Source organism: Mycobacterium sp. IDUB_19, assembly GCF_055419445.1.
The window spans coordinates 72,445-99,327 of the sequence record NZ_JBVAXR010000003.1 but is presented as its reverse complement, the minus strand read 5'-3'; the positions used below and the strand labels follow the sequence as shown (position 1 = coordinate 99,327).

Genomic DNA, 26,883 nt, shown 5'->3' with positions numbered 1-26,883 from the left:
GGTGGTGCCACGCTAAGCTGGCCTGGTGACTGGCTGGGTGCCCGACGTCCTGCCTGGCTACTGGCAGTACACCATTGCGCTGGGACCCGATCCGGCCGGCGAGGGCGACATCGTCGCAACCCTGATCCGGCGCGGCGGAGAACCCGGCCCGGAAACAAGCGGGGCGAATGGTCGTCAGCACGCGGTGCTGGCGGTGCACGGTTACACCGATTACTTCTTCAACACCGCGCTGGCCGATCACTTCGCCAACCGCGGATTCACCTTCTATGCACTGGACCTGCAGAAGTGCGGCCGGTCGCGACGCGACAACCAGACCCCGCACTTCATCACCGATCTCGCCCGCTATGACGCCGAACTCGAACGCGCCCTGGCCGTCATCGCCGAGCAGTCCGTCAAGATTCTGATGTACGGCCATTCCGCCGGCGGGCTGATCGTGGCGTTGTGGATGGACCGGCTGCGCCGACGAAACGCGAAGGCGCACGCCGGCATTGGCGGATTGGTGCTCAACAGCCCGTTCCTGGATCTACACGGCCCGGCCGCCCTTCGCATGGGACTGACCTCGGCGATGATCGCCGGGCTGTCGCGAGTGCGCTCCAAAGGCGTACTCCGGGGGGCCAGCAAGGGCGGCTACGGCACCACCCTGCATCGCGACTACCACGGCGAGTTCGACTACGACCTGCGGTGGAAACCGTTGGGCGGCTTCCCAATCACCGTGGGGTGGCTGCACGCCGTGCGCCGCGGCCAGGCCCGGCTGCACCGAGGCCTGGATGTCGGTGTGCCCAACCTGATCCTGCGCTCGGACCACAGCGTGCCCGAAACCACCGACGCGATGGACATGCAACGTGGCGACGCGGTTCTCGACGTCGCTCAGATCGCAAGGTGGGCCGGCTGTATCGGGAACCGCAGCACCGCCATTCCGGTGACCGACGCCAAACACGATGTGTTCCTGTCATTGGAGGGGCCGCGCGAAGTCGCCTATCGGGAACTGGATATCTGGCTGAACGGGTACCTGCGCGCCAACAACACCGACGCCTCGGCATCGTTTGGAAAGGGGTGACGGCGTGGAGACCTACGATGTCGCGATCATCGGAACCGGTTCGGGCAACTCCGTTCTCGATGACCGCTTCGCCGACAAGCGGGTGGCGATCTGCGAACAGGGCACGTTCGGCGGCACCTGCCTCAACGTCGGTTGCATCCCGACCAAGATGTTCGTCTACGCCGCCGAGGTCGCCCAAACGATCCGGGAGGCGGCGCGCTACGGCATCGACGCACGCATCGACCGGGTGCGCTGGGACGACATCGTCTCGCGCGTCTTCGGGCGCATCGACCCGATCGGGGTCGGCGGTGAGGACTATCGGAGCTCCGCGCCCAATATCGACGTGTACAAGCAGCACACCCGATTTGGACCGGTTCAGGCCGACGGGCGCTACCTGCTGCGCACCGAGGCCGGCGACGAGTTCACGGCCGATCAGGTGGTGATCGCCGCGGGGGCCCGGGCCACGGTTCCCCCGGCAATCCTCGAGTGCGGCGCTCAGTACTACACCAGCGACACGATCATGCGGATCTCCGAGTTGCCAGAGCATCTGGTGATCGTCGGCGGCGGCTTCGTGGCGGCCGAATTCGCGCACATCTTCTCCTCGCTGGGCTCGCGGGTCACCCTGGTGGTCCGGGGCTCCGCCTTGCTGCGGCATTGCGATGACACCCTCTGCAAACGCTTCACCCGCATCGCGTCGAGCAAATGGGAGCTGCACACCCACCGCAGTGTCGTGCACGCCGAGAACCAAAGCTCGGGCGTCGCGGTGCGACTCGACAACGGTCACACCCTGGACGCCGACGCACTACTGGTCGCGACCGGTCGGGTCTCCAACGCCGATCTTTTGGACGCCGAGCAGGCCGGCGTCGCCGTCGAGGATGGCCGCGTGGTCGCCGACGAGTACCAGCGAACCACGGCGCGTGGGGTTTTCGCCCTCGGCGACGTCTCCTCGCCGTATCAGCTCAAGCACGTCGCCAACCACGAGGCGCGCGTGGTGCGGCACAATCTGCTGTGCGACTGGGACGACACCGAAGCGATGGCGGTCACCGACCATCGCTATGTGCCGTCCGCGGTGTTCACCGATCCCCAGATCGCGTGCGTTGGGTTGACCGAAAATGAAGCCATCGCACAGGGTTTCAAAGTATCGGTGACGATCCAGGACTACGGCGACGTCGCCTACGGCTGGGCGATGGAGGACACCACCGGGATCGTGAAGCTCATCGGCGAGCGCGGGACCGGGCGACTGCTGGGTGCGCACATCATGGGCCATCAGGCATCGTCGATCATCCAGCCGTTGATCCAGGCCATCAGCTTCGGTCTTAGCGCCCCGCAGATGGCCCGCGGGCAGTACTGGATCCATCCGGCGCTGCCCGAGGTGGTGGAGAACGCGCTACTGGGCCTGCGCTGACCTCAGCGCCGGCCCGCCGACTCGGCGTCCTGGCACTGCGGGCACAGGCCGCGCAGCGTCAGACCGGCCCGCTCCGACAGGGCGAACGCACTGCCCTCCATCGCGTGTTCGAGCGCCGAGCTCAGCTGCCGGGCGGGCACCTCGATGATCGAGCCGCACCGTGTGCACACCGCGTGGTGATGGGGGGCGGCCGCCAGCCCGTAGGTCGTGATGCCGCCGTCGAGGGTCAACGCGTGCAGCACCGCCTGCTCGACCAGGGTGGTCACGGTGCGGTAGATGGTGGCCACGTCGGGCGGCTGGGCGCCGGGCGGCAGGCCGGCCTGTACCCGCTGATGGATCTCCGCGACGGAGAGGTGGCCGTTGACCGGTTCCAGCACCGCCAACACCTGTATCCGCGACGTCATCCGCCGCAACCCGCGGGCCCGCAGGAAGTCACCGATGCGTTCGGTGACGGCAGGGTCAAGCGCCGACGGGTTGGACGTCACCCGTTCAGTGTTGCGCCGCGCATCCCGGATTGCCAGTCTTGAGCGCCGACCGAGCGGGTATCCCTCCTGCAACTCACTTGCATCGAGTTCGCGTCCGACCCTAAGGTCGTGGCTGTCGTGTTCTGCTCAGGCGGGAAGGACGCAATGGCCGGTAGCAAGCTCGCCGCGCCGCGGACCAGGTTAGCCAGGCTGCACGGCTTCCTGGCACCCGCGGAATGGGGGCGCCTTTGCGCCATGGTGGCGCTCATCGTCGCGCTGCATCTCATCGGCTGGGCCACCCTGCTCTTGATCGTCGAGCCGGCGCGACTAAGCGTGGGCGGCAAGGCATTTGGCATAGGCGTCGGACTGACGGCTTATGCCCTGGGCCTGCGGCACGCCTTCGATGCCGACCACATCGCCGCAATCGACAACACCACCCGCAAGCTGATGAGCGACGGTCAGCGCCCGCTTGCGGTCGGGTTCTTCTTCTCGCTGGGCCACTCCACCGTGGTGTTCGTGCTGGCGATGCTGCTGGCGATCGGAGCCAAGGCCATCATCGGGCCGGTCGAAGACGATTCCTCGGCGTTGCATCACTACACCGGCCTGATCGGGACCGGCGTCTCGGGCGTCTTCCTCTATCTGATCGCCGTCCTCAACGTGATAGTGCTGGCCGGAATCCTGCGGGTTTTCCTGCGGTTACGCCGCGGCGAATACGACGAGGCGGAGCTCGAACAGCACTTGGCCAACCGCGGATTTCTCAACCGCTTCCTCGGCCGCTTCACGCGTTCGATCTCCAAGTCCTGGCACGTGTACCCGGTCGGGTTGCTGTTCGGTCTGGGCTTCGACACCGCGACCGAGATCGCCCTGCTGGTGCTGGCCGGCACCAGCGCGGCCGCCGGGCTGCCGTGGTACGCGATCCTGTGTCTACCCGTGTTGTTCGCCGCCGGCATGTGCCTGCTGGACACCATCGACGGCTCGTTCATGAACTTCGCCTACGGCTGGGCGTTTTCCAACCCGGTGCGCAAGATCTACTACAACATCACCATCACCGGGCTATCGGTCGTCGTCGCCCTGTTGATCGGCAGCATCGAGCTGCTCGACCTGTTCGCCGGCCAGCTGGGCTGGCGGGGCCCCTTCTGGGACTGGCTCGGCGGCCTCGACCTCAACACCGTCGGCTTCGTGATCGTCGGCATCTTCGTGAGCACCTGGGTGGTCGCGCTGCTCGTCTGGCGCTATGGCCGCATCGAAGAGAAGTGGGCACCAGCCAACGCGCCCACGGGTGTAGAAACGACTTCATGGGCCCGAGCCCGACGCCGGTGACCGGCGATGCATGAGCTTTCGCTGTGCGAGGCGATCGCCGGTGTGGTCAAGACGCACGCCGACGGGCGGCACGTCGACGTGGTCCGCGTCCGAGTCGGCGCCCTTCGCCAGGTGGTTCCCGAGTCGTTGTCGTTCTGCTGGACTCTGGTCCGGGAATCGGAGAACATGCCGGACGCCGAGCTGGAACTCGAGTGCATCGGCGCCGAGGTGCGCTGCCGCGCGTGCGGCCGGTGCTCGGAGATCACCTCGGCCTGGTCGATCTGGTGTCCGCGCTGCGACAGTTCCGATGTCGAAGTACTGCACGGCAACGAATTCCTGGTCACGTCGTTGGACGTCTCGTGAAAGGTGTTGACGATGGGTAGATTTCATCGGCACGATGACGGGGCCGTGCACACCCACGAACACGATCACGTTCCCCACGATCATGACCACGGCGATCACAGCCGCTACGAGACCGGCAAGCAGCGCATCGATGTGCTGGAGGCGATCTTCGCCGAGAACGACGTTCTCGCCGACGCCAACCGGTCGGCGTTCGAGAGCAACGGGATCCGCGCCCTCAACCTGATGAGCTCACCGGGGTCCGGAAAAACGACAGTCCTTGCGGCAACGCTCGACGCGCTCGCCGGCGAATTCGCGATCGGGGTGATCGAGGGCGACATCGCCACCGACCTCGATGCGGCCAAGCTCAGCGGTCGCGGCGCCCAGGTGTCGCTGCTGAACACCAGTAACGGCTTCGGCGGCGAATGCCATCTCGACGCCCCGATGGTCAATCGTGCGCTGCCGGGCCTCGACCTTCGGGGCCTGGATCTGGTGATCGTCGAAAACGTCGGCAACCTGGTCTGCCCGGCGGAGTTCGACGTCGGCGAGCACGCCAAGGCGATGGTGTATTCCGTCACCGAGGGCGAGGACAAGCCGCTGAAGTATCCGGTGATGTTTCGATCGGTGGATGTGGTGTTGCTCAACAAGATTGACTTGGTCCCCTACCTGGACGTCGACGTGGACACCTACATTGCGCACGTCCGCGAGGTCAATGCGACCGCGGCGATCCTGCCGGTAAGTGCGCGCACCGGCGCCGGCATGGGCGCTTGGTTCGGATGGCTGAGACGGTTCGCCGAAGGAGTCGTGGACTGACGTCTGGGTTTCATGCAAATGATTCGCATGAAGGCGCGGCGGCGCAATTTCTTCTCAGTCAGCCCACCCGAGAGAAATTAGTTATCCTCAGCGGTTTCGCACGCGGGCGCCGATTGCCCGAAACTCCTTGCCGCACAGCGGAAATATGGCCCCCGCACCGAGCTTCGACACACATGTTTAAATGCCGGCAAAGGGGGAACCGTTGACAACTCCTGAGGGCGGGAGTAGACCCAAAAACAGCGCTGCGCAAGTGGGCCGACGGTCGACTCCGGCGGCGCAGGGGCCCCAGCCCGGCCCCGGAAAGCTGCAGCATGCCAACGGAAGCAGCAGTCAAAGCAGAACAAACGCTGATCCACGTGTTATGGATCAATGCAGGCCTCAGTTGTGACGGTGATTCGGTGGCGTTGACTGCCGCCACCCAGCCCAGCGTTGAGGAGATCGCTCTCGGGGCTCTTCCCGGTCTCCCTCAGGTAGCCGTGCACTGGCCTCTGATCGACTTCGAATGCGGGCCCACCGGAGGCGCGGACGACTTTCTCGAGTGGTTCTTCAAAGCCGACCGCGGCGAATTGGAACCATTCGTGCTTGTCGTCGAGGGATCCATTCCGAACGAGAAGATCAAGGACGAGGGGTACTGGTGTGGGTTCGGCAACGATCCCGCCACCGGCCAGCCGATGACCACCAGCGAGTGGCTCGACCGGCTGACGCCCAAGGCCACCGCGGTGGTCGCGGTCGGGACCTGCGCCACCTACGGCGGCATCCACGCGATGGCCGGCAACCCGACCGGAGCGATGGGCGTACCCGACTACCTCGGCTGGGACTGGAAGAGCAAGGCCGGCATTCCGATCGTCTGCGTTCCCGGCTGCCCGGCCCATCCCGACAACATGGCGGAGACGCTGACCTACCTGCTCTACATGGCCACCGGTCAGGCGCCGATGATCCCGCTCGACGACGCGCTGCGCCCCCAGTGGTTGTTCGGCAACACCGTCCACGAGGGTTGCGACCGGGCCGGCTACTACGAGCAGGGCGATTTCGCCACCGAATATGGGTCACCGAAATGCATTGTCAAGCTTGGCTGTTGGGGCCCGGTCGTGAAATGCAATGTGCCCAAACGCGGCTGGATCAACGGAATCGGTGGTTGCCCGAACGTGGGTGGCATCTGCATCGGGTGCACGATGCCGGGGTTCCCCGACAAATTCATGCCGTTCATGGACGAGCCGCCGGGCGGCAAGCTGTCCAGCACCGCATCGGGTTTGTACGGGACCGTGATTCGTAGTTTGAGGGGTATCACGGCCCGAACCGTCGACAAGGAACCGCGCTGGCGCCACAAGGGCACCGAACTGGTCACCGGGGCACGCCGCACCTGGTAGGTCGCGGGCGCTTCGTTCTCACTTCACCACCTAGCCCTTGGGGCAGAGAGCAGTAATGCGATGACAACCATCATTCCCAAGCCGACGCAAGAGAAGAAGGAGCCGGGCCAGCTCGTCGAAATGGCGTGGGACCCGATCACCAGGATCGTCGGCAGTCTCGGCATCTACACCAAGATCGATTTCGAGAACAAGGAAGTCGTCGAGTGTCACAGCACATCGTCGATCTTCCGCGGCTACTCGATCTTCATGAAGGGCAAGGATCCCCGCGACGCGCATTTCATCACCAGCCGCATCTGCGGTATCTGCGGCGACAACCACGCGACCTGCTCCTGCTACGCGCAGAACATGGCCTACGGGGTCAAGCCACCCCACCTCGGCGAGTGGATCGTCAACCTGGGTGAGGCAGCGGAATACATGTTCGACCACAACATCTTCCAGGAGAACCTGGTCGGCGTTGACTTCTGCGAAAAGATGGTCGCCGAGACCAACCCGAGCGTGCTGGCCCAGGCGGAGAAGACCGCGGCACCGCACGCCGACGCGCACGGCTACAAGACCATCGCCGACATTATGCGGTCGCTCAATCCGTTCAGCGGCGAGTTCTACCGCGAGGCGCTCGTGGTGAGTCGCTGGACACGAGAGATGTTCTGCCTCATGGAAGGTCGCCATGTGCACCCGTCCACGCTGTACCCGGGCGGGGTCGGCACCGTCGCGACCATCCAGCTGATGACCGACTACATGACGCGACTGATGCGCTACGTCGAGTTCATGAAGAAGGTCGTGCCCATGCACGACGACCTGTTCGACTTCTTCTATGAGGCGCTGCCCGGATACGAGAACGTCGGATTACGCCGCACGCTGCTCGGCTGCTGGGGCTCCTTCCAGGATCCCGACGTGTGCAACTTCGAGTACAAGGACATGGAGCGTTGGGGTAACGCGATGTTCGTCACCCCGGGCGTGGTGGTCGACGGCAAGCTGGTCACCCACTCGCTGGTCGACATCAACCTCGGCATCCGGATCCTTTTGGGCAGTTCGTATTACGACGACTGGACCGACCAGGAGATGTTCGTCAAGACCGATCCGCTGGGCAACGCGGTAGACCGGCGGCATCCGTGGAACCAGCACACCAACCCGCATCCGCAGAAGCGGGACATGGCCGGTGGCAATTACAGCTGGGTGATGTCGCCGCGCTGGTTCGACGGCAAGGATCACTTGGCGCTGGATACCGGCGGCGGCCCGCTGGCGCGGCTGTGGTCGACAGCGCTGGCCGGCCTGGTCGACATCGGCTACGTCAAGGCAACCGGCAACAGCGTGAAGATCAACCTGCCCAAGACCGCACTGAAGGGCCCGGTGGAGTTCGAGTGGAAGATTCCCACCTACGGCAGCAACACGATCGAACGGGACCGCGCCCGGACCTACTTCCAGGCCTACGCGGCGGCGTGCGCGCTGCACTTTGCCGAGAAGGCGCTGGCGGAGATCCGCGCCGGGCGCACCAAGACCTGGGAGAAGTTCGAGGTGCCCGACGAGGCCATCGGCTGCGGCTTCACCGAGGCGGTCCGCGGCGTGCTGAGCCACCATATGGTGATCCGGGACGGCAAGATCGCGAACTACCACCCCTACCCGCCCACCCCGTGGAATGCCAACCCGCGCGACAGCTTTGGCACGCCGGGCCCCTACGAGGACGCCGTCCAGGGTCAGCCGATCTTCGAGGAAAACGGCCGGGAGAACTTCAAGGGCATCGATGTCATGCGCACGGTGCGCAGCTTCGATCCATGCCTGCCCTGCGGTGTGCACATGTATCTGGGGAAGGGCAAGACCCTGGACAGACTGCACACACCAACGCAGTCACCCGCCGGGGACTGACATGACGGGTCGCCCGGAGAAACCCCGAGAAGCCTCCGAAAGCGAAGTGCAGTGGCGTAGCGCGGGCGATCGGATCCAGACACTGCTGGATTCCTGTGCGGCGGGTGGCACGGCCGCGTACGAGCGGGCGCAGCAGCTGGTCCGGGAAGTAGTCGGGCTCTACGGAGCCGGGCTGGATCGGATCATGCAACTGGGCGATCCCGAACTGACGGAGCGGCTGGCCACCGACGACCTGGTGGCCAGTCTGCTCTTGGTTCACGGCCTGCACCCGCATGACGTGCATCGCCGGGTCTCCGACGCGCTGGATCGGGTGCGGCCGTACCTCGGTTCACACGGCGGCGATGTGGATCTGCTGGAGATCGTTCCCGTCGGAACGATGGGAGAAAGCAACGTGCGGCTGGCGTTCACGGGCAGCTGCAAGAGTTGTCCATCCTCGGCGGTGACGCTGGAGCTTGCCGTCGAGGACGCGGTTCGGGCTGCGGCGCCGGAGATTTCGGAGATCGAAGTGGTCACCGCCGAGTCCGCGTCGGGGCCCGCCTTGATACCCACCGAATCACTGATGGCACCCCTGCGTTCGAATGGCCACAGCCACTCGAACGGCTCAACCTGGTATCCGGTACCCGAACTGGCCGAGTTGGAGCCCGGCGAGGTTGCGGGGTTCCGGATTTCGGGCACCACGATGGTGGTGTGCAGGGTCGGCGACCTGCCCCTGGCCTACCGCGACCATTGTCCGGTGTGTGATGACTCGTTAGCGGGTGCGCAACTGCGCGAGACGCTGTTGGGCTGCCCGCGCTGCGGCACGCAGTTCGACATCGTGCACGCGGGTGCCGGCCCCAACGGGGCCCACCTCGAGCCGCTCCCCCTGCTGCTTCGCGATGGGGTGCCGTCGGTAGCACTGGCCGAGCCGATGGGAGCCGGCGCATGACAACGCCCTACGACGTGCTCAACCGCATCAAAAGCAACCGGCCTGTCGCCGAGGCGGCCGGCGAGCGATGCGAGATGTGCAACGAGGTCATCACCGACGAGCATCAGCACGTGGTGAATGTCGCCGGCCGGCAGCTGATGTGCGTGTGCCGCGCCTGCTATCTGTTGTTCACCGATCCCGACGCCGAATTGCGTTACCGCGCAGTGCCGGATCGGTATCTGGCCTTCCCGGATTTCGCATTGGACCGGCGCGCCTGGGACGCACTCCAAATCCCGGTCGGCGTCGCCTTCTTTTTCGCCAACTCCGCGCTGTCGCGCACCGTCGCGTTCTACCCGGGCCCGGCCGGGGCCTGCGAATCCGAGCTGGACCTCGACGCCTGGAACGCCATCAGCGCGGCCGACTCCCGGGTGAGTCTGCTGAGCGACGACGTGGAGGCGCTGTTGGTCCGGGTCCCCGAAATCGACGGCTCCCAAAGCGGCGAAGGCGAAACCGGGCAGCCGCAAAGCTATCTCGTCCCGATCGACGCCTGCTACGAGTTCGTCGGTCGCCTGCGCATGCTGTGGCGCGGGTTCGACGGCGGCCAGCAGGCGCGCCAGTTCATCGACGAGTTCTTTACCCGGATCGCGGCCCGCGCCTCAGAAACCCTCCCCGGGACGCCGCCATGACCGGCCAGGTAGAGGTCACCTACAACATTGCCGACGTGGCACCCGAGCCGTACGCCGTGAGCCCGGTGCTCATCGCCCGCGTCGGTGTCGTCGCCGAGGGGGACGACCCGGTGCACGCCATCGCGCTGCGCTGCCAGGTCCGCATCGAGCCGCCACGACGGTCGTACTCCGATGAGGAGGCAGCCGGGCTGATCGACCTGTTCGGGCCGCGTGAACGCTGGGCAAGCACCCAACACGGCTTCCTCTGGCAGCACTGCACCGCGATGGTGCCCGGATTCGCCGGTAGGACAACCGTGGCGCTGCCGCTGGAGTGCACCTACGACTTCGAGGTCGCCGCCGCCAAGTATCTGCACGCGCTGCGCGACGGCACGGTGCCGCTGCAATTCCTGTTCAGCGGGACCATATTCGTCAAATCCGAGCGCGGCTTCTCCGTCCAGCAGGTGCCTTGGGACCGCGAGCACCGCTACGACATGCCGGTCGCGGTCTGGCGTGCACTGATCGCGCAGCACTATCCCAACACCGGCTGGGTGCGCCTGAGTCACGAAACCATCGCGGGGTTGGCCAACTACAAGTCGGCGCAGGGAATGCTCGACCTCGACCAAGCGGTCACCTCGCTGCTGGAAGCCGAGCGGACGACGGCATGACGACCTCGAGCTGGGACCGGGCCCGTGCCGTCGCCGACGCGGTGCTCTACGAGGGCTACCTGCTCTACCCGTACCGCGGCACGTCAACCAAGAATCAATCACGTTGGCAGTTCGGCGTTTTGGGGCCGCCGGGTGCGGCCGATGCGGGCCTGGGCGAGGACGATGCGCTGGCGGCGCAGTTCCTGGTCGAGGGGGGCGAGGCGATCACCCTGGTGGTGCGTTTCCTGCAGCTGCAGCATCGCCGGGCCGAACGCGAAGTAGCCGACGGGCGCTTCGAACCCGTTGCCCAGCTGAGTACGCCGACCGGGTCCTGGCTGACCTGGGACGAAGCCGTCGAGTGCGAGAGGTCCTTCGGCCCTATCGCATTCGAGGAACTGCCGTGTTCACTGCCGGTTGTGGCAGACGCGGCGACCGACATCGAAGAACTCGACCGCGGTCGCCTGGTTCGCGAACGCAGACAGATCCGGGGCGAGCTCAGCGTCTCCAGCGAAGTCGATGGCGGCGTCCGCAGGGTTTCGGTGCGGTTGAACAACATCGGGGATGCCGCGGTGGACAAGGACGACGCGATCGCGCGGTCCATGATCGGCAGCCACCTGATCGCCGAAGTCATCGGTGGCCGGTTCGTCTCGATGCTCGAGCCGGCACCGGCCGCGGCCGACGCGGTGTCCCGGTGCGCCCAGCACCGCTGCTTCCCCGTGCTGGCCGGCCCACCCGGCAGCCAAGACATGCTGCTGATCTCGCCGATCATTCTCTACGACCACCCCGAGGTCGCCGAGCAGAGCAACGCCGCGCTGTATGACTGCACCGAGATCGACGAGATCCTGACCCTGCGTGTGATGACCATGACCGACGACGAGAAGGCGCAGGCCCGGGCCACCGATCCGCGGGCCGCGCGGCTCATCGACCAGTGCGACACGATGTCACCCGACGCGATGGCACGCCTGCACGGGGTGCTGCGTGATCCGCACCGGCTCGACATTCCCGTCGGCCTGGTCCCGGAAATTCCCGAAGGCGTCGATTGGTGGGATCCGCTGGCCGACAACGCTGTTCGACCAGAAATCGACGCGGTGCTGGTGAACGGCTTCCGGATCGCGCGAGGTAGCCGGGTGCGGCTGCGGCCGCGCCGCAACGCCGATGCGCAAGACATCTTCGTCGCCGGCAAGACCGCCCGCGTCACGTCGGTGCACGAGGACGTCGAGGGCAACAAGCATGTGGGCGTGGTGGTCGAGGACGACCCGGCCGCCGAGCTGCACGACTGGTACGGCCGTTACCTGTACTTCTCCCCCGACGAAGTCGAGCCGCTGGAAGTAGAGCACGACTCATCAACCCCTGAAAGGAGTTCGACATGGAAATCGTAGGTTGGATATTCATCGCGATCCTCGCCCTTGTGGTCGGGATCGGTTTGGCGCTGGGACTGGTCTCACTGCCGGATGCCCGCCGCTACCTCAAGTTGAGGCGGATGTAGCCGCATCGGGCAATGCAATGACCAAGCGCATCCTGGTGGCCGGGATCGGCAACATCTTTCTGGGCGACGACGGATTCGGCTCCGAAGTGGTCCGCCACGCCGAGCTGCCACAAGGCAATCCGGGTGTCCGCATTACCGACTACGGCATCGCGGGTATGCACCTGGCATACGACCTGCTCGAGGACTGGGACTCGCTGGTCCTCGTCGACGCGGTGCCCAGCCGCGGCAACCCGGGCACCTTGCACGTCTTTCAGGCCGATCATCAATCCGGCGGTGCGAACATCGGATTCGACGGTCACAGCATGGATCCGGCAGCGGTGTTCGCCAGCCTGCGAGCGCTGGGCGGCAGTCCGCCCTACACGGTCGTCGTCGGGTGTGAGGCCGGAAGTGTCGAGGAAGGCATTGGCCTGTCCGAGCCGGTCGCCAAGGCCGTTCCGCGGGCCGTGCACGCCATCGAGGAGATCATCGCGGCGTTGCAAATACCCACCACCGCTGCCGCGCTGCCCGAGGAGTGCTGAGATGTGTCTTGGGATACCCGGTCAGGTGATCAGGATGCTGGACGGCTACGAGGGCCAACTCGCGCTGGTCGACGTCACGGGCGAGCAGCGCAAGGTCAACGTCGGCATGTTGCCGGAAGAGACCTTCGCACCCGGCGACTGGGTGATCATCCACATGGGCTTCGTGATCGAGAAGACGGATCGCGCCGGTGCCGAGCAGGCGATGGCCGGTCTGGAACTGATGGGCCGGGGCATTGATCCGACAGTCAGCCCGGGGGACGGTTGAGATGACCGACACCCCCCTGATGCTGCGGTCCAACCTCGCTGACACCCGGGTCCGGCAGCGCTTCACCGTGACCGGTGTAGTTCAGGGGGTTGGCTTTCGTCCGTTCGTTCACCGGATCGCCACCGAACTCGGGCTGGCCGGGTTCGTCGGCAACGATTCCGGCGCGGTTTTTCTCGAGGTGCAGGGCGAACGCGAGCGGGTGGCAGAGTTCGGTCGCCGGCTGCGTACTCAGGCCCCGCCGCTGGCTCGTGTCGCCGACGTCCGCGTGACGGACCTGGCGGCGGATCCCGGTTGGGCGCCCGAGTTCCGGATCGTGCCCAGCCGGTCGATCGCCGGTGCCACGACGCCGATTCCACCCGACATCGCGGTGTGTGACGACTGTGTCGCCGAACTGTTCGACCCGCGCAACCGGCGCTACCGGCACCCGTTCATAACCTGTACCAACTGCGGGCCGCGGTTCACCATCATCCGTGAGTTGCCGTATGACCGCCCGGCCACCACGATGTCGGCGTTCACCATGTGTGCGCGATGTGCGGCCGAATACCATGACCCCGCGGATCGCCGGTTCCACGCACAGCCGATAGCCTGCCCCGAATGCGGTCCCTCGCTGTGGTTCTCCGAGGAGGTCGGGCGGGCCACTGGATCGGACGCGGCACTGGCGGCGGCGCAACGGGCGCTGGCCGTGGGCTCGGTGGTCGCGATCAAGGGCGTCGGCGGCTACCACCTGTCCTGTGCCGTCGACGACGAGACGGCCGTCGGCGCATTGCGATCACGAAAGGCGCGGGGCGCCAAGCCCTTCGCCATGCTGGTCCGCGACCTTGAGGTTGCGCGGCGCTACGCTTGCATCGACGACGACGAGGCCGCGGTGCTGTGCAGTCCCGCGCGCCCGATCGTGTTGTTGCGACGCCGCCCGAACGCTCCGGTCGCCGAAGCCGTTGCCCCCGGAAGCCCGCTGCTGGGCCTGATGCTGCCGTACTCCCCCCTTCACCACCTGCTGTTGGCAGCCGTGCCCGATGCCGCCGAGCAGGTTCCCGACGCGCTGGTGCTCACCAGCGCCAACCGAACCGAGGAACCCATCTGCTTCACCGACGACGATGTCGCGTCCAGGCTTTCGGCACTCTGCGATGCGATCCTGGATCACGACCGGCCCATTCACGTGCCGTGTGACGACTCCGTGGTGCGCGTCGTGGACGGTCGGGAGCTTCCGATTCGCCGGTCCCGCGGCTATGCGCCGCTGCCGGTCGACCTGGGGCGCACGGGCCCGGCGGTGCTCGCGGTGGGCGGAGAGTTGAAGAACACCTGCTGCCTCACCGACGGTTCGCGTGCGTATCTGTCCGGCCATATCGGCGACATGGCCACCTGGGAGACGCTGCGGGCGTTCGAGCGTGCGGTCGGTCAACTGAGCGAAATACGCGGCGAGCCGGCCCGATTGGCCGCCGACCTGCATCCGGGATATCACACTCGAAGTTGGGCGGAGCGTCGTGTCGGCGATCGACCGCTGGATCTCGTCCAGCATCATCACGCGCACGTGGTGTCGCTGTTGGCCGAACGCGGGCGCATCGGTGAGCCCGTCGTCGGCGTCTCCTTCGACGGCACCGGTTACGGCTGCGATGACACGATCTGGGGCGGCGAGATCCTCGTGCTCGGGCGCGACAGCCACCGCTTCGTGCGGGCCGGCCACCTGCTCCCGGTCCCGCTACCGGGCGGGGACGCCGCCGTCCGCAACCCGTGGCGGATGGCGCTGTCCCAGTTGTGGATGGCCGGCATCGACTGGACCCCGGATCTGGCGCCGGTCGCCGCGGCGTCGGTTGAGGAATTGCGGCTCACCCGTTCGCAATTGGAGACGGGCGCGGGATGTGTGCCGTGTTCCAGCATGGGCCGGCTGTTCGACGCGATCGCCTCCCTGTTGGGGGTGCGGCACCGCATTGACTACGAAGGCCAGGCCGCCATCGAGCTCGAGGCGCTGGCCGAGCGCGCCGCCGGCCCCGGGCCGTCGCTGCCGCTGACGGTGCGCGCCGACGGGGTGATCGACCCGTCCGCGCTGGTGCAAGCGACCGTGTCGGCGCTGCACGCGGGCACGCCGGTGGCATTGCTGGCGGCCGCATTCCACCGGGCGGTCGCAATCGCCGTCGCCAAGGTGGTTGCCCAGGTGGCCGGCCCCATCCGGCTGGTCGGCCTGACCGGCGGCGTGTTCCAGAATGTGCTGCTGCTGCGTTCTTGCCGTGAGCTGCTGCAGCGCAATGGTTTTGAGGTGCTGACCCACCACACCGTACCGCCCAACGACGGCGGGCTGGCATTGGGTCAGGCGGCGATCTCGATGCTGACCGCACTCGAGGAGGCAATGCGATGACAACCGTTACCACGATCGACCGCGGGCTGGGCGCCGAGCTGGCCGAAGACCTGGCCGCCACGGCATTCACGTTGGCCAAGCGGTTCGCCGCGGGCGCCACCATGTGGTCCATCGCCCCGTCCTGGGAGCCGCATGCGCTACACATCGCGGTCGAGTTCGTCCACCCGGTGATCATGGGAAAGCGGGCACTGCCTGCCGTCGCACTGACCGGGCCCGATTTGGTTGATCTGGTGCGGGTTTCGGTGCGACCCGGCGACATCGTGATCGCGGTCGCGGACGCGCACGACGCACAAGTGCGCTCGATAATGCGCCGAAGCCCGGCGTGGGGTGCCACCACGATCTGGATCGGCAGCGGCGAACGGCCGAAAGCCGGGCTGGCCGATCACGTGCTGTGGCTGGACGACCCCGATCCACGGGTGCCCGCGACCGGCGGCTTCGTGCTGTTCTACCACCTGCTGTGGGAACTCACGCACGTCTGTTTCGAGCACTCCGGGCTGCTCAAACCCGGTTCTGCGGAAGAAGTTTGCGTGACCTGTAGCGACGAGGGCCGCCTGGGCGAGATCTTGACCGCGGCGGCCGACGGGCAGGCCCCCGGAACAGCCACAGTGCGCACCGCGCGCGGAGTCGAGAACGTGGTCACCACGCTGGTCGACCCGGTCGCCGAGGGCGAGTTGGTCCTGGTGCACGCGGGCACCGCGATCACAAAAGTGGATGAAGAGGAGGGTCCTTCATGAGCGACGAGCCCACCAACTTCCTCTACCCGTTCATCGATGCGCAGGAGGACGACCCGAAATCGCTGCTCGCGGATCTGGCCGCGTCGGCGCAGGCGAAAGCGGCCGAGAGCCTGGCGTTACGGCGCTCCACGCTCGAGGCAAACGCCGAACTGCTGGACCGGGCGGCCACCGAGACGGCGCGCCGGTTCGCGGCGGGCGGACGAATGTTCACCTTCGGAAACGGCGGCAGCTGCACGGATTCCACCACCTTGGCGCTCTTGTTCGCCCGACCGCCGATTGGCAGGTCCCTGCCGGCCTGGTCGTTGACCGCCGACCAGGCCATCGTGACCGCGCTGGGCAACGACGTCGGGTTCGAGCTGGTGTTCGCCCGTCAGTTGATCGCCCGCGCGCACGCCGGTGATATCGCCATCGCGATGTCCACCAGCGGCAATTCGCCGAACCTACTCACCGCGCTGGCCGAGGCGCGCCAACGCGGCTTGTACACCATCGGTTTCGCCGGCTACGACGGCGGCGCCTTCGCTGATAATCCAAATGTGGACGCCTGCTTCGTCGTTCGTTCGCAAAGTGTGCACCGGATCCAGGAATCGCAAGCGCTGCTGGGCTATCAGCTGTGGTTGGCGGTTCACGAACGATCCGGTGACCAAGGTTTGGGGGCCGCATGAGTAAGTCCGCAGGCGAATACCTGTCATCGGGGCCGCGCTTCGCCGAGGGCGAGGTGATCGAGCGGATTGAAACGTTCCGCAGACGCCGCCCGCGGTTGCTCGACGACCACGTGACCCTGGCGCATGGCGCCGGCGGCAAGGCCTCGGCAGCGCTGGTGGACGCGGTGTTCATGGAGGCGTTCCGCAACCCGGCGCTGGAGTCACTCGGTGACGGCGCGGTGCTCACCCTGCCAAGCGGCGAGCGTCTGGCCATGTCCACGGATTCCTTTGTGGTGCAGCCCAGGCGTTTTCCCGGCGGCTCGGTGGGCGAGCTCGCCATCCATGGCACCTGCAACGACCTGGCGATGACCGGCGCGGTGCCGGCCTGGATTTCGGCGGCATTCGTGCTCGAAGAGGGGTTTCCGATCGCCGAGTTGAAAGAGATCGTCGCGGATATGGCCGCCGCCGCCGCCAAAGCCGGGGTGCAGATCGTCACCGGCGACACCAAGGTGGTGCCGAAAGGTGCGGCCGACGGGCTGTTCATCACCACCGCGGGAGCCGGTGTCATCCCGGCCGGGCGCACGCTGTCGGCGGACTCGGTGCGCGCCGGCGACAAACTGCTGTTGTCCGGGTCGATGGGCGACCACGGCATGGCCGTCATGCTCGCCCGGGGCGACCTGGCGATCGAGGCCGACATTGCTTCCGACACCGCGTGCGTCAGCCCGCTGGTGGAGCTGCTGCTGGCGGCCGCGCCGTCCACCCGCTGGCTGCGCGACGCCACCCGGGGCGGCGTGGGCACGGTGTGCAACGAACTGGCTCAGGCCTGCGGTCTTGGGGTGCTGCTCGAAGAGGATCAACTTCTGGTGCAACCCATGGTGAATGGGGCCTGCGAGTTGCTGGGCATCGATCCGCTCTATGTCGCCAACGAGGGCAAGTTCGTCGCCGTCGTCGCGGCGGAGGAGGCCGAGGCCGGACTGGCCGCACTGCGGTCACATCCGCTGGGCGCGCAGGCGGCCGTTGTCGGGGAAATCGTCACCGAACCCGCGGAGACCGTGGTACTGCGTACCGGATTCGGCGGTACCCGGATCGTCGACATGCTCGTCGGGGACCCGCTGCCGCGGATCTGCTGACAGATAAGGAGATACGCCGAGATGTGCCTTGGAATTCCCGGCCGGATCGTTGAGATCACCGACCCGGCAAACTATTTGGCGAAGGTCGACGTCAGCGGCGTCCAGCGCACGATCAGTGTGCGCCTATTGGAAAGCGAGATGCCCGAGCCCGACGACTGGGTGCTGGTCCACGTCGGGTTCGCGATGGCCAAGATCGACGAAACCGAAGCGTTGCTCACCTTGGCCGCGATCAAACAACTCGGTGACGCCTACACAGCCGAAATGCAAGCCTTCGACTCGTCGGCCATCGTCTAAGGGGGACGGCAAATGAAATTCGTTGACGAATTCCGCGATCCCGCGGCGGCCCGCAAGCTGCTCGTCGCCATCGAGCACCTGGCGAGCACCGGCGGCGAACAGTTCAAGTTCATGGAGGTGTGCGGCGGGCACACCCACACCATCTACCGGCACGGCATCGAGCACCTGCTGCCCGACAACGTCGAACTGGTGCATGGACCGGGCTGCCCGGTGTGCGTGATCCCGATGGGCCGCATCGACGACGCGATGTGGCTGGCGAGTCAGCCCGACGTGATCTTCACCTGCTTCGGCGACATGATGCGGGTGCCCGGTTCGAACGGGAGTCTGCTGGACGCCAAGGCACGCGGCGCCGATGTACGGTTCGTCTACTCCCCGCTGGACGCGCTCAAGATTGCGGTCGACAACCCGGACAAGCAGATCGTGTTCTTCGCGATCGGCTTCGAAACCACCGCCCCGTCAACCGCGGTCACGCTGGTGCGGGCACGCGAGGAGGGGCTGCCGAACTTCAGCGTGTTCTGTAACCACGTCACGATCGTGCCGCCGATCAAGGCGATCCTGGAGTCACCGGATCTGCGGCTGTCGGGTTTCATCGGCCCCGGGCATGTGTCCACCGTGGTCGGCAACCGGCCGTATCGATTCGTCCCGGACGTGTATCGAAAGCCGTTGGTGGTGGCCGGGTTCGAGCCGCTGGACATCCTGGCGTCGGTCGCTATGCTGCTGCGTCAGATCCGTGAGGGCCGCTGCGAGGTGGAGAACCAGTACAAGCGGGTGGTGCCCGAGCACGGCAACCCGGCCGCGCTGGCGTTGATGGGCAAGGTGTTCGCGCTGCGTCCGCATTTCGAGTGGCGCGGCCTGGGCTTCATCTCGCAAAGCGCGTTGCGGCTGCACGACGACTTCGCGGAGTTCGACGCCGAGCTGCGGTTCGCGATGCCCGGCGTGCGGGTCGCCGACCCGAAGGCCTGTCAATGCGGCGAGGTGCTCAAGGGTGTGCTCAAGCCTTGGGAATGCAAGGTTTTCGGCACCGCCTGCACCCCTGAGACGCCGATCGGGACGTGCATGGTGTCTCCGGAGGGGGCGTGCGCGGCCTACTACAACTTCGGCCGCATGCACCGTGATGCCATCAAGCTCGTGGGGCAGTCTGGGCGGGTGTGATTCGTTGACCGACGTCCGTGGCGCCGAGATGTTCGCCCGCTACGCCTATGCACCCAACGCGCTGGGCTATTGCGGTCCTGCCTTGGGAGCGACGTTGCGCGACGGTTCGGTCGACCAGGTGCGCGCCGCGGCAACGAGGTTCTCCGGGGCCTGGCCGTATCTGCGGGTGTTGTCCGCGCTGACGGGTATCGCCGACCCGCTGGATCATCGCCTGGTCGAATCGTATTGGCTCGGCGGCGGCGTCGGCGCCGGCATCGATCCACGGGACTTTTTCGATGCGTTGCTGGCGATCATCGGCCCGCAGGCGGGACGCTACTGGTCACATCTGACTACGGACCTGGCCGGCGAGGCGGCGGGCAACCATTGCTTCCACGTGTTCGGCGTCTACCCGTGGACGCGATTTCTGGGTCGCGGCATGGACGAGCACCCGCTCGGCGTGCTGGACAACTGCAGAATCACTTGGGGCACAGTCATTTCCCGCACCGGAGATGATGTCACGGTGAGCTGCCGGCCGCTGGTCTGCGATGGTCATGTGCTCACGCTGGCCGAGCCTTCGGTGCGAGCGCTCGACGTCTGGGCCGACGGCTACAGCGCGGTGCCCGATGTGTCCGTCGGTGACGAAGTCGCGGTGCACTGGGGCCGGCTGTGCGGCCGGCTGAACCCGCAACAGGTACACGCGCTCGCCGAGAGCACCGAGCGGCAACTGCGGGTGACCAGCCAGCGGCTGGCCCACGTCTAGTCGTGCCAGACTGGGGCCATGTCTGGTCCAGCGCCCGGATCCCTGCTCGACGTACTGCCCGCGGCCGCCGCACTGCTCGGGGTGCCGGGTGCCGTCGACCGGCTCGCGGTGACGGAATCGGTTGCCAAGCAGGTTGATCGCGTCGCCGTCGTGCTGGTCGACGGCCTGGGCTGGCACCTGTTGCCGGAGCTGGCGGGCAGCGCGCCGCTGCTTGCCTCGGTTCTGGCCGGCGGCGCCGGTGAGATGAGCGAACTCACCTGCACCTTCCCGTCCACCACGCCGAGCAGCCTGGTGTCGCTGGGCACCGGCGCGCCGCCGGGCCAGCACGGCATCCTCGGCTTCACCGTCAACGTCCCCGGCACCGATCGCGTGCTCACCCACATCTATTGGCGTGACGACGACCCGCCGTACGCGCAATGGCAGCCGGTGCCGACCTGGTTCGAGCGGCTTGCGCGATCCGGGGTCGCGGCGCGGGCGGTGCTGCCGGCGTTGTTCATGGGTAGCGGGCTGACCGACGCGGCGTATCGCGGCGCCGGCTTTCGCCCGACTACCCCGACCGACGATTACGCCCAGCACGTCATCGACGAGCTGGGTGCGACACCGGGTCTGGTTTACGCCTACACCGCCGAGCTCGACATGGCCGCGCACGTGTTCGGTATCGGATCGCCGCACTGGCATGAGGCGGCCACCCGTGTCGATGCGCTGCTGACCCGCCTGGTCGACGCCCTGCCGCCGAACGCGGCGCTGCTGGTGACCGCCGACCACGGCGGTCTCAACGTTCCGCCGCACGCCCGCGTCGACCTGGACACCGATACCCGGCTGAGCGCGGGAATCCGGGTGGTCGCGGGTGAACCGCGGGTGCGCTACCTGCATACCGAACCCGGCGCGGCGGCCGACGTGCAGGCGACGTGGAGCGAGCTGCTGGACGGCCGGGCCGCGGTCTACAGTCGCGAACAGGCGGTGGCCACCGGGATGTTCGGGCCGGTCGATCCGCGGCATCTGGCGCGGATCGGCGACGTCGTCGTCATCTGCACTGGCGATGCGGCGGTGCTGGCAACCAAACATGAACCCCCGGAAGCGGCTCGCCTCATAGGTTTTCACGGCGGAGCCAGCGCAGCCGAAATGGCGATTCCGCTCATCGTCTTCGAGTCGTGAGCTGCACGGCTGCTTGCCGGGCCTGCTGCCGTACAGTCACACGCGCCCCATCGGCATCGCGGAGCTTCGGGCCGCATCATTTGGAAAAGCGATAGCACATGCGATATCACTGTTAAATCGGTTCTAGCCCAGCTTGTTTGGTGCTGGTGTGGTCAGTGCGATCAGGGGGCTATTCGTCCGGAGAATGCACAACAGACTTTAATCGACCTCACAGCTGGCAGCGGCTGATGCACAGGTTTTGTGTTGTACAGTCGGGCCACAGTGAACGTTAGGGGCGCTAGACATTCTCGACGGCGGCAGCCTGCCATCGCCGTGGTGGCGGCGCTCAGCGTATTCATCAGTCTCGTCGCCGGTTCTGCGTTGCGGTCCCAGTTTTCCGCGGCCACCTTGCCCGAGCCCGCGGCGTGGTCACACGCAAACCCACCTTCCGAGCATTCGCACGCTACGACTCATCTTCAACATGCCAGCTCATGGGGCGCCTCGCCGATGAGCAAAAAGCCGTTTCACAGCATGTGGATGACGCACGACCGCCCGGATGTCTGGACGCGCTTGCAATCGCACACGGTGCGCTCCGAGCTACCGACTTCCCTCGCCGGCACGGGTTTTCGATCCGGCAACGTTCATACCGGCGCACCCGCGGCTGAATGCGGTGATCAAGAAATCTTGACGCTGCTCTGCGTATCTCGTCGCTGAGGCCTTTTGCGGCCTGCTAGGCCAGTGTCCCTCGCTCCTTCGCCGCGTCAACGTCGTGAAGGGCAGCCATGTTTTCACAGTTCGCCACTGCCCTAAAAGTGAGATAGCAATGGATTTTGGAACGCTACCGCCGGAGACCAACTCCGGGCTGATGTATTCGGGCCCCGGCTCGCGGTCGATGACGGACGCCGCCGCAGCGTGGGACGGGCTGGCCGCTCGCCTGTATGACACTGCGGCGCAATGCAGTTCGGTGACCTCGAGGCTGGCTGGGTCGCAGGCGCTGACCCAGGCCGCGGCAGCACATATCGATTGGCTCAATGACGCTGCGGCACAGGCCGAAATGACCGCCACTGCGGCCAAGTCGGCCGCGAGCGCCTATGAGTTGGCGTGGGCGGCGATGGTTCCTCCCTCCGCGATCCAGGCCAATCGCATGCTGCGGACGTGGCTTGCCGAGACGAATTGTCTAGGACAATCCGGCCCGGCAATCGCGCAGGCCGAGAGCGACTACGACCAGATGTGGGCCCAGGACGTCGACACGATGCACACCTATGCAGTGGCCTGCGCCGACGCCGCGGCGGTGACACCGTTCACTTCGCCGCCCGCCACGGCCGAGCCGGGCGAGAACGTCACCCGAGCACCCGCCAGCCGGGCGCTGAAGGTCGCACCGGACGTCATATCGACTGGCTACCAAGTAGTCTCGACCATTACCGATGCTCTCGTTGCGCTGTCCGCGTCGCCGTTGACGCCGTTCGACGCGTTACTGTCGCCGGCGACAGCGTCACTGTCGAAACTCGGTTCACTGTCCGCGCCGTCGGATTTCGCGGTCGATCACCTGAATTCGCGCAACAAGCAGGCGGCACTGCACAGCGCGGCGGCGTTGCTGTCCCTGCTGCCGAACCGGGCCCGCCCCGGCAGTGCGCCTGCCACAACGGGCTTCGGGCGTGCGACGTCGATCGGGATGTTGTCCGTGCCGCGGGGCTGGATGGCCGACACGCTATGCCCGGAAAACGTCGCACCGCAGCACAATTGGGGCTACGAGCCAATTCGTCTGGTCGGAACCGGTGAGCCGCCACATTGGCCGCTTACCCGTTAACGGCGAGACGAGCCACCGATCCGCGCGCTCGACGCGTAGGAGCTGGCGGCGTCGACTATCGCCTCGAACAACCGCAGGTCGTCGAGGAACTGCTCTGGATGCCATTGCACCGCAACCGCGAAGTTGTCGCCGGGTACCTCGAGTCCTTCGACGACGCCGTCGGCGTCCCACGCGCTGACGATCAGGCCGTCACCGACCTTGTCGACGGCTTGATGGTGATAGCACCACGCATCGGCGGACTCGCCCAGCAGCCCGGCCAGTCTGGTGCCGGCGACCGTGCGGACCGGCAACTTGGTGAAGCGTCCATAGCCCGCGTGGTGCCCGCGGTGGCCGAGAACATCGGGCAGGTGCTGGTGCAGCGTTCCGCCGAACGCGACATTGAGCATCTGCGTGCCGCGACAGATCCCCAGCACCGGGAGTCCACGGTCCAGCGCGCCCCGCAACAGCGCCAATTCGAACGCATCGCGGACCGTGCGAGGCGCGTCGGTCTTCGGATGCGGTTGCTGGCCATAGGCTGCCGGGTCGACGTCATAGCCGCCGGTGATCACCAGCCCGTCCAGGCTGTCGAGCACGCTCTCGGCGATGTCGGGGTCCACCGGTTGCGGCGGCAGCAGCACCGCGACGCCGCCGGCCATGATGACGCCCTCGAAATAGTTCGCACCCAGGTAGCCCGCCGGCATGTCCCACCCATCGGACTGCACCTGCTCGAGATAACTGGTCAGGCCGATGACCGGCCGAGGAGTTCCAGAGGCGTTCACGCGTGCTACCAGGTGCTGGTGCGCAAAACGATCTCGGCCGCCAATTGCGCGGTCGACTCCTGCGCATTGCGCCGCCCGAGCAAATCCACTGTGCGGTAGTCGGCGTAGACGAACCGCTGGCTGTCGCGGGCGACCGTCCGTCCACCCGGCGTGCTGACCAGCACTGTGGTGCCGATCTCCACCGGCGGGCAGTGGTCGTCACGGACCACGCCGTTGACGTCGGCCACTCGCGGATGTCCGCGGTCGACGACGACCAGGCCGACAAACCGGCCCAGCTTGGTGGCTGCCAGTTCCCAGGCGATGTCGCCGCCGGCGCGGTCGCCCACCACCACCGCCCAGGCGATGCCCAACCCGTCGAGAATGCCGATCACCGACTTCGGGGTCAGCCGCGGGTCGAGGCCGATGACGATGGTGCGAAGCGACGCGGTGTGGAGGCGCTCGCAGACCGCGTCGTAGGCGCCTAGCTCGCGCTGTTCATCGCCGAGGATGACGACGACGACACCCTTCTCAGGACCGGACACGCCCACCGGGACGGGAAACCCGTCGAGCGTGGTCATCATCGAGGGCACTTACGCACGCTACAGCCAATATTGACGCCGCGCGAGGTTTCTCCGGTGTCCCCGCAATTGCACGGCCCTACGGCCGCAGCCGGCTTGCGATGTGCGGTCGTGACGGCCCTGCGCCGTCGAGCAGGCCGAGGACGGCGTCGATATCGAGGTGGGACGCCAGCAGCTCGGCCATCAGATCCAGCTGGGCGTCGCGGCGCGCCGCGACATTGGTGTCCCCGGCGACAACGAACCTCGTCCGCCCGGCGGCCGCGGCGACGCGGGTGAGCCATCCGCGCCGGAAGTCGTCGTTGTCGAGCAGGCCGTGCCAGTGCGTGCCGAAGACCGCCGCCCGCATGATGCCGGATGGCGGCGAACCCGGCCCCGTGCTCGCGTCGAACCAGCCCGCTTCGTCGCATCGAATGAGCTGGCCATGGTGGATTTCGTAGCCGCGCAGCGGCTGCTGCCAGCGGCGCAGCGTCTTGTGTTCGCCGAAGACGATGTCGGCGTCCAGCAGGCCCAGGCCCGCCACTTCCCCGTGTCCGGATTCCACCGTGTCCTCGATGCGCCGGCAGAGCATCTGCAATCCCCCGCAGATCCCCAGCACCGGTTTGCCGACTCTGGCGTGATCGGTGATCGCGGCGGCCAGGCCGCGTTCACGCAACCAGTTCAGGTCGGCGACGGTCGCCTTGCTGCCCGGAAGCACCACCAGGTCGGTGTCGGCCAGGTCGGCGGGGTCGCTGATCCAGCGCACCAACACGCCCGGTTCGCATGCCAGGGCCTCGATGTCGGTCGAGTTGGAGATTCGCGGCAGCCGGATGGCGGCGACCTTCAGCCACTCGCCGCCCAGCGGCGGGGCCGGCCTGCCGACGACGCGATGCGCGAGGACCGACAGCGAGTCCTCAGCATCCAGCCAGAGCTCGTCGGCGTAGGGCAACACGCCATACGTTGGGCGACCGGTCATTTCGAGGAGCTGACGCAGCCCGGGCTCCAGCAGCGCGGGGTCACCGCGGAACTTGTTGACGATGAAGCCCGCGATCAGCGCCTGATCGTCCGGCTCGAGCACCGCGACCGTCCCGAACAGATGGGCCAGCAGACCGCCGCGGTCGATGTCGCCGACCAGGACGACCGGAAGATTCGCGGCCCTGGCCAAGCCCATGTTCGCTAAATCTGTTGCCCGCAAATTGATTTCGGCCGGAGACCCGGCGCCCTCGCAGATCACCACATCGAAGTCGTCTCGCAGAGAAGACAAGTCGTCGATGACGATTTTCGCCAGCCGGTCGCGATGCCCGAAATAGCTTACCGCGGTGACCGAATCGGCGACACGGCCCCTGATCACCAGCTGCGACGTCCGGTCGCTGCCCGGTTTGAGCAGGATCGGGTTGAATCGCACGCTGGGTTCCAGTCCCGCCGCCCGGGCCTGAATCGCCTGAGCCCGGCCGATTTCGCCGCCCTCGACGGTGACCGCGGAGTTGTTCGACATGTTCTGCGCCTTGAACGGCGCGACCCGGACTCCCCTGCGGGCCAGCAGCCGGCACAGGCCCGCGACCAGAACCGATTTCCCGGCATCGGAGCTGGTACCCGCGACCAGCAGAGCGCCGTTCACGCTGACAAGCGGCTCAGGCGACGGTCAGGATCTCGACGCCGGTATCGGTGACCAGCAGGGTGTGCTCGAACTGTGCGGTCCACTTGCGGTCCTTGGTGACCACGGTCCAGCCGTCGTCCCAGATTTCGTAGTCCAGCGCGCCGAGATTGATCATCGGTTCGATGGTGAACGTCATGCCCGGCTGTATCTCCGTGGTGACCGAAGGCTGGTCGTAGTGCAGCACGACCAGCCCGTTGTGGAACGTGGTGCCGATTCCGTGGCCGGTGAAGTCGCGAACAACGTTGTACCCGAACCGATTTGCGTATGCCTCGATGACGCGGCCGACGACGGACAGCGCGCGCCCCGGTTTGACGGCGTTGATCGCTCGCATCGTCGCCTCGCGGGTCCGCTCGACGAGCAGCCGATGTTCCTCGGACACGTCGCCGGCCAGAAACGTCGCATTGGTGTCGCCGTGCACGCCGTCGATGTAGGCGGTGACGTCGATGTTGACGATGTCGCCGTCGGCTACCACCGTCGAGTCGGGGATGCCGTGGCAGATCACCTCGTTGAGCGACGTGCAGCACGACTTCGGGTAGCCCTTGTAGCCCAACGTCGACGGGTAGGCGCCGTTGTCGACCATGTATTCGTGCGCGATGCGGTCCAGTTCGTCGGTCGTCACTCCGGGCGCGACGGCCTTGCCCGCCTCCGCGAGCGCGCCGCCTGCAATCCGGCCCGCGACGCGCATCTTCTCGATCACCTCGGGCGTCTGCACCCACGGCTCGGTGCCCTCCTTCGCGGTGGGCTTCCAGGCGTATTCCGGGCGCGGGATGCGGTTGGGCACCGGCAGCGTCGGGGACAACACTCCGGGCGAAAGCGCGGTGCGAACAGACATGCCGCTAGCTTAATCGCAGGCGACGCGGCGGCTGCGACGCGCGCAGCTCGGCAACCA

General features: G+C 66.6%; 28 protein-coding genes. 23 read left to right on the top strand and 5 right to left on the bottom strand.

Going from position 1 to position 26,883, the window contains the following annotated elements; genetic code table 11:
- Window positions 1-25 precede the first annotated feature (25 nt).
- Window positions 26-1,057, top strand: a complete 1,032-nt coding sequence (locus tag ACZY0B_RS04230) for an alpha/beta hydrolase (protein ID WP_463762743.1) — start codon at window positions 26-28, stop codon at window positions 1,055-1,057.
- Between the two features lie 4 nt (window positions 1,058-1,061).
- Window positions 1,062-2,441: a mycothione reductase gene (gene mtr, locus ACZY0B_RS04225; protein ID WP_463762742.1), complete on the top strand. Its 1,380-nt coding sequence runs from the start codon at window positions 1,062-1,064 to the stop codon at window positions 2,439-2,441.
- Window positions 2,442-2,443: 2 nt separating this feature from the next.
- Here mtr and ACZY0B_RS04220 read toward each other — a convergent pair whose 3' ends face one another.
- Window positions 2,444-2,926, bottom strand: coding sequence for a Fur family transcriptional regulator (locus tag ACZY0B_RS04220; protein WP_463762741.1), 483 nt, complete (start codon window positions 2,924-2,926; stop codon window positions 2,444-2,446).
- Between the two features lie 144 nt (window positions 2,927-3,070).
- Between ACZY0B_RS04220 and nicT the strand changes: the two genes are divergently transcribed.
- The 21 genes from nicT to ACZY0B_RS04115 all read left to right on the top strand — a co-directional run bounded on the left by nicT (window position 3,071) and on the right by ACZY0B_RS04115 (window position 23,046).
- A complete protein-coding gene (nicT, locus tag ACZY0B_RS04215; protein WP_463762740.1) occupies window positions 3,071-4,225 on the top strand; it encodes a Nickel transporter NicT in 1,155 nt (384 codons plus the stop codon).
- A 6-nt stretch (window positions 4,226-4,231) separates the two neighbouring features.
- Entirely contained in the window at window positions 4,232-4,567 is a 336-nt protein-coding gene (locus tag ACZY0B_RS04210) for a hydrogenase maturation nickel metallochaperone HypA (protein WP_463762738.1), read from the top strand.
- A 12-nt stretch (window positions 4,568-4,579) separates the two neighbouring features.
- Window positions 4,580-5,356 carry a hydrogenase nickel incorporation protein HypB gene (gene hypB, locus ACZY0B_RS04205; RefSeq protein ID WP_463762737.1) on the top strand — a complete coding sequence of 259 codons (777 nt, stop codon included), beginning with the start codon at window positions 4,580-4,582 and terminating at the stop codon, window positions 5,354-5,356.
- Window positions 5,357-5,667: 311 nt separating this feature from the next.
- Complete coding sequence (locus ACZY0B_RS04200) at window positions 5,668-6,723, top strand: NADH-quinone oxidoreductase subunit B family protein (protein WP_463762736.1); 1,056 nt, start codon at window positions 5,668-5,670, stop codon at window positions 6,721-6,723.
- A 60-nt stretch (window positions 6,724-6,783) separates the two neighbouring features.
- On the top strand, window positions 6,784-8,583 hold the full coding sequence (locus ACZY0B_RS04195; protein ID WP_463762735.1) for a nickel-dependent hydrogenase large subunit: 1,800 nt from the start codon (window positions 6,784-6,786) through the stop codon (window positions 8,581-8,583).
- A 1-nt stretch (window position 8,584) separates the two neighbouring features.
- Window positions 8,585-9,508, top strand: a complete 924-nt coding sequence (locus ACZY0B_RS04190) for a NifU family protein (protein WP_463762734.1) — start codon at window positions 8,585-8,587, stop codon at window positions 9,506-9,508.
- Window positions 9,505-10,173 (top strand): DUF5947 family protein, encoded by a 669-nt coding sequence (locus tag ACZY0B_RS04185; protein WP_463762733.1) that lies wholly within the window; start codon window positions 9,505-9,507, stop codon window positions 10,171-10,173. The genes ACZY0B_RS04190 and ACZY0B_RS04185 overlap by 4 nt, the downstream gene beginning before the upstream one ends.
- Window positions 10,170-10,817 carry a DUF6084 family protein gene (locus ACZY0B_RS04180; RefSeq protein WP_463762732.1) on the top strand — a complete coding sequence of 216 codons (648 nt, stop codon included), beginning with the start codon at window positions 10,170-10,172 and terminating at the stop codon, window positions 10,815-10,817. Before ACZY0B_RS04185 ends, ACZY0B_RS04180 begins: the two co-directional genes overlap by 4 nt.
- Complete coding sequence (locus ACZY0B_RS04175) at window positions 10,814-12,175, top strand: hypothetical protein (protein WP_463762731.1); 1,362 nt, start codon at window positions 10,814-10,816, stop codon at window positions 12,173-12,175. The genes ACZY0B_RS04180 and ACZY0B_RS04175 overlap by 4 nt, the downstream gene beginning before the upstream one ends.
- Window positions 12,163-12,282, top strand: coding sequence for a DUF6893 family small protein (locus ACZY0B_RS04170; protein WP_463762730.1), 120 nt, complete (start codon window positions 12,163-12,165; stop codon window positions 12,280-12,282). The genes ACZY0B_RS04175 and ACZY0B_RS04170 overlap by 13 nt, the downstream gene beginning before the upstream one ends.
- Before the next feature lie 17 nt (window positions 12,283-12,299).
- Window positions 12,300-12,800, top strand: a complete 501-nt coding sequence (locus ACZY0B_RS04165; RefSeq protein WP_463762729.1) for a hydrogenase maturation protease — start codon at window positions 12,300-12,302, stop codon at window positions 12,798-12,800.
- A 1-nt stretch (window position 12,801) separates the two neighbouring features.
- Window positions 12,802-13,065, top strand: coding sequence for a HypC/HybG/HupF family hydrogenase formation chaperone (locus tag ACZY0B_RS04160; protein ID WP_463762728.1), 264 nt, complete (start codon window positions 12,802-12,804; stop codon window positions 13,063-13,065).
- 1 nt (window position 13,066) lies between these two features.
- Window positions 13,067-15,415: a carbamoyltransferase HypF gene (gene hypF / locus ACZY0B_RS04155; protein WP_463762727.1), complete on the top strand. Its 2,349-nt coding sequence runs from the start codon at window positions 13,067-13,069 to the stop codon at window positions 15,413-15,415.
- Complete coding sequence (locus tag ACZY0B_RS04150; RefSeq protein WP_463762726.1) at window positions 15,412-16,149, top strand: HypC/HybG/HupF family hydrogenase formation chaperone; 738 nt, start codon at window positions 15,412-15,414, stop codon at window positions 16,147-16,149. The genes hypF and ACZY0B_RS04150 overlap by 4 nt, the downstream gene beginning before the upstream one ends.
- A complete protein-coding gene (locus ACZY0B_RS04145; protein ID WP_463762725.1) occupies window positions 16,146-16,811 on the top strand; it encodes a D-sedoheptulose-7-phosphate isomerase in 666 nt (221 codons plus the stop codon). The genes ACZY0B_RS04150 and ACZY0B_RS04145 overlap by 4 nt, the downstream gene beginning before the upstream one ends.
- Window positions 16,808-17,920 (top strand): hydrogenase expression/formation protein HypE, encoded by a 1,113-nt coding sequence (hypE, locus tag ACZY0B_RS04140; RefSeq protein WP_463762724.1) that lies wholly within the window; start codon window positions 16,808-16,810, stop codon window positions 17,918-17,920. Before ACZY0B_RS04145 ends, hypE begins: the two co-directional genes overlap by 4 nt.
- Before the next feature lie 21 nt (window positions 17,921-17,941).
- Window positions 17,942-18,214: a HypC/HybG/HupF family hydrogenase formation chaperone gene (locus ACZY0B_RS04135; RefSeq protein ID WP_463762723.1), complete on the top strand. Its 273-nt coding sequence runs from the start codon at window positions 17,942-17,944 to the stop codon at window positions 18,212-18,214.
- A 12-nt stretch (window positions 18,215-18,226) separates the two neighbouring features.
- Window positions 18,227-19,366, top strand: coding sequence for a hydrogenase formation protein HypD (gene hypD / locus ACZY0B_RS04130; RefSeq protein ID WP_463762722.1), 1,140 nt, complete (start codon window positions 18,227-18,229; stop codon window positions 19,364-19,366).
- A complete protein-coding gene (locus ACZY0B_RS04125) occupies window positions 19,329-20,105 on the top strand; it encodes a DUF6390 family protein (RefSeq protein ID WP_463762721.1) in 777 nt (258 codons plus the stop codon). Before hypD ends, ACZY0B_RS04125 begins: the two co-directional genes overlap by 38 nt.
- Before the next feature lie 18 nt (window positions 20,106-20,123).
- Entirely contained in the window at window positions 20,124-21,260 is a 1,137-nt protein-coding gene (locus tag ACZY0B_RS04120) for an alkaline phosphatase family protein (protein WP_463762720.1), read from the top strand.
- 802 nt (window positions 21,261-22,062) lie between these two features.
- Window positions 22,063-23,046 carry a PPE family protein gene (locus ACZY0B_RS04115; protein WP_463762719.1) on the top strand — a complete coding sequence of 328 codons (984 nt, stop codon included), beginning with the start codon at window positions 22,063-22,065 and terminating at the stop codon, window positions 23,044-23,046.
- On the opposite strand, the gene ACZY0B_RS04110 is transcribed toward ACZY0B_RS04115, so the two are convergent.
- The 4 genes from ACZY0B_RS04110 to map form a co-directional block, all read right to left on the bottom strand.
- The gene (locus ACZY0B_RS04110) at window positions 23,043-23,804 is read right to left on the bottom strand and encodes a gamma-glutamyl-gamma-aminobutyrate hydrolase family protein (RefSeq protein ID WP_463762718.1); all 762 of its coding nucleotides are present in this window, start codon (window positions 23,802-23,804) and stop codon (window positions 23,043-23,045) included. The genes ACZY0B_RS04115 and ACZY0B_RS04110 overlap by 4 nt on opposite strands.
- Window positions 23,805-23,809: 5 nt before the next feature.
- A complete protein-coding gene (locus ACZY0B_RS04105; RefSeq protein ID WP_463762921.1) occupies window positions 23,810-24,364 on the bottom strand; it encodes an alpha/beta hydrolase in 555 nt (184 codons plus the stop codon).
- 76 nt (window positions 24,365-24,440) lie between these two features.
- A complete protein-coding gene (locus ACZY0B_RS04100) occupies window positions 24,441-25,955 on the bottom strand; it encodes a cobyric acid synthase (RefSeq protein ID WP_463762717.1) in 1,515 nt (504 codons plus the stop codon).
- A 13-nt stretch (window positions 25,956-25,968) separates the two neighbouring features.
- Window positions 25,969-26,826, bottom strand: coding sequence for a type I methionyl aminopeptidase (gene map, locus ACZY0B_RS04095; protein WP_463762716.1), 858 nt, complete (start codon window positions 26,824-26,826; stop codon window positions 25,969-25,971).
- Window positions 26,827-26,883 lie beyond the last annotated feature (57 nt).